Raw genomic sequence first — 2,892 nt, 5'->3', positions numbered from 1 at the left:
CAGTAGCTACCTCGGTATGATTGCGGTCAGACTCGACACAATTTCGGCACGATCCCCGTCTCAGCCAGTCACTAAACTAGAACGGATGGCTGACCAGCTCTCGGACGACCAGATCACAGCCTTCCCCGACCCAGCCCATCCGCTAGTTCATCGAAGGGTGTTCTACGCAGAACGCGACATAGACAGGTTCCTCTCCGCTGTTAACGCAGGGAAACCACACTCTATTGTTACGGGCCGTGGCCCATCAGGGCCGATGCATATCGGTCACGTCCTCCCGTTCTACTTCGCCAAGTACCTACAAGAGCAGACAAATGCTCTCGTCTACATTCCAGTGTCCGATGACGAGAAATACTTCCTCAAAGAGATGTCTCTCGAAGTAATCGGCGCTCACACTCGTGAGAACTTACTCGATCTGCTCGCAGTAGGATTTGATCCAGATCGGACGCGTATCATCGTGGATACAGCGGATGGAGACGTGGTGTATCCCCTCGCAACCGCATTTGCAAAGGCGGGGACCCAGTCGACTATCGAGGCAACGTACGGAGAACCTGCGAATATTGGTCTGTCATTCTATCCCGCAGTGCAGGCGACACATCTCCTCCTGCCGCAACTCGTCGAGGGCCGTCATCCGACGCTCGTTCCGATCGCAATCGATCAAGACCCCCATATCCGCATCTGTCGGGACATTGCGGACAAGCAGCGATACGACGTCGATAAACCGAGCGCGTTGCTCTCGAAATTCCTTCCGAGCCTCGCAGGGCCAGGCAAGATGAGCTCTTCGGACGACGCGCCCAGTATTCTCCTCTCTGACGACAGAGAGACCGTGTTCGAGAAGATCCGGACCCACGCGTATTCCGGTGGTCAGTCTACCGTCGACGAACATCGAGAACAGGGCGGAGATCCCGAGAGAGACACACGTCGTTCCAGTTTCTCTCGTATTTCTTCGAAACGGATGACGAGCGGCTGGAACGAATTGCCCAGGAATATCGTGATGGATCGTTATTGAGTGGTGAACTCAAGGATATCGCGGCAGAGAACATAGCTGATTTCCTCAAATGTCACCAGGAGCGACGAAGTCAGTTGGGGTCACTCGTGAATGAGTTACCAGCGTACAGATTGACCGATGCTGAGCGAAACCGGGCTCGCCATCGAGTCGGATTTCTTGATGATGGGGTATTTTAGAAATGGCTGTATCCGTCAATTCAAAGCGAATTGCGGGATTTACCTGGGATTGAACTTCCCCCGACCTAGTCGTATTATTGCCCGTATAGCGCACAATCTGAGGTTCAGAGATGGGTTCGGTATGTGTTCTTGAAATCGTTCGGCCAAGGGTTTAGGGCGCTTCCGAACTTAAATAGATCCGCTATGCTTTCAACAGGAGATACTGCGCCGAGTTTCACAGCGACGTACCGAGGAAGCGAACATGAGACGTTCAAACTCGACGAGCATCTCGGCGATGGCCCCACCGTACTAGCGTTCTTCCCCGGGGCGTTTACACCGCCGTGTTCGAACGAGATGGTAGCCCTCCAAGAGCGTCTCGATGAACTTCAAGATGCGGGAGCGACNTTCTTCCCCGGGGCGTTTACACCGCCGTGTTCGAACGAGATGGTAGCCCTCCAAGAGCGTCTCGATGAACTTCAAGATGCGGGAGCGACACTCTTCGGCATCAGCGCCGATTCATCATTCTCCCTTGGAGCGTTCGCAGACGAGTACGATCTCGAGTTCGACCTCATCAGTGATATGGGGGGCGAAGCGATTCCGGAATACGACCTTTCAATCGACATCCCGGACTTAGGCCTGTACGGTGTCGCCAACCGGGCTGTGATCGTCCTTGACGAAGATCGGACTGTGACCTACAGGTGGGTAGCTGAAGATCCGACGAACGAACCAGACTACGATGAACTCATCGAGGCTGTCGAGGCAGTCTGACAAGCAGCGGCTCCGTCAGTTTGAACGACACGCTTTGAGTTGAGTAATCACTGTGAGTGGCTTTGTTGAATCGCTGTAAGGCGGTGGATTTCACTGTTTGACGGCACGTTTGATGTTGTAGACGACACACATCAGAGCAATTTCACGGAACTCTCGATACCAGCTACGCGCTCGCACGGCGTAGCCGAGCGAGCGCTTGACGGCGGAGTTGACGGTTTCGGTCATTGACCGCTGAGCGTACCGATCTTCGTCAATGCGGGCGTTGTGCGCGTGATCGTACGGCGCGAAGATGCGGTGTTTGATCAGCGGACGAATGTCGAGGTCACGGAGTCGTTCGCGGAGTTGTTGCTTGTCATAGCCCTTATCAGCGGCCAGAGACCGCAGATCGCCCGCATTTCGGCGGGCGATCTGCTCACAGAGATCCGCGTCACTGCCTTCTAACGTCGTCGAGCAATGAAGATCAAGCACAGCTTGCGTTGCTGTATCGACGAGTTTTGTCACTTTGAGCGTCTGAACGCGATAGTTTGTTCGGTGGCAGTAATGGCGGCTGGCACGGTCTCGTTCATAGAATGTTGCATCGATTGCAGCGTGCTCAGAGGGATCGTGCAGCTGCGCCGACTGGCGCAGCAGCACTCGACAGACGCTCATCTCGATCCGATCAAACGCCTTACACAGCGTGGAAGGCGCGGGGAGATCGGCCTCGTCAAGGCCGATCTCCCCTGTTATTTGCGGCATCTCCTTCAACAGATCGATTGTCATCCGGTAGGACGTATCGAGATAAATCCGGAGACAATGCAGCGAAACGAGGGCATAGTCGGCGAATCCGCCGCCGCCCTGCGGGGCGGCGGATTCGCCTCGTTCACCCGTAACTCTTTGGTCGCGTCGCAAAGCAGTCTAGAGTTTCCCTCTGGTAGCCTCAATTGAGAGGTCACAGCTGATTGCTGTTTTGGTTGATCGGTTGAG

Annotated in this window: 2 protein-coding genes and 1 pseudogene; 2 read left to right on the top strand and 1 reads right to left on the bottom strand. The window is 54.9% G+C overall.

Going from position 1 to position 2,892, the window contains the following annotated elements:
- Nucleotides 1–88: 88 nt before the first annotated feature.
- Together C492_RS07255 and C492_RS07250 are read left to right on the top strand one after the other, a co-directional pair.
- Nucleotides 89–1,182: pseudogene (locus C492_RS07255) on the top strand (tryptophan--tRNA ligase); the annotation flags it as partial.
- Between the two features lie 183 nt (nucleotides 1,183–1,365).
- Nucleotides 1,366–1,929 (top strand): redoxin domain-containing protein, encoded by a 564-nt coding sequence (locus C492_RS07250; protein WP_049892816.1) that lies wholly within the window; start codon nucleotides 1,366–1,368, stop codon nucleotides 1,927–1,929.
- Nucleotides 1,930–2,019: 90 nt separating this feature from the next.
- Here the strand turns inward: C492_RS07250 and C492_RS07245 are convergent, their stop codons facing one another.
- A complete protein-coding gene (locus C492_RS07245; protein ID WP_083898762.1) occupies nucleotides 2,020–2,817 on the bottom strand; it encodes an IS5 family transposase in 798 nt (265 codons plus the stop codon).
- Nucleotides 2,818–2,892 lie beyond the last annotated feature (75 nt).

The organism is Natronococcus jeotgali DSM 18795 (genome assembly GCF_000337695.1).
In the GTDB taxonomy this organism is placed as follows: domain Archaea; phylum Halobacteriota; class Halobacteria; order Halobacteriales; family Natrialbaceae; genus Natronococcus; species Natronococcus jeotgali.
This window is presented reverse-complemented; position numbering and strand designations above follow the sequence as displayed.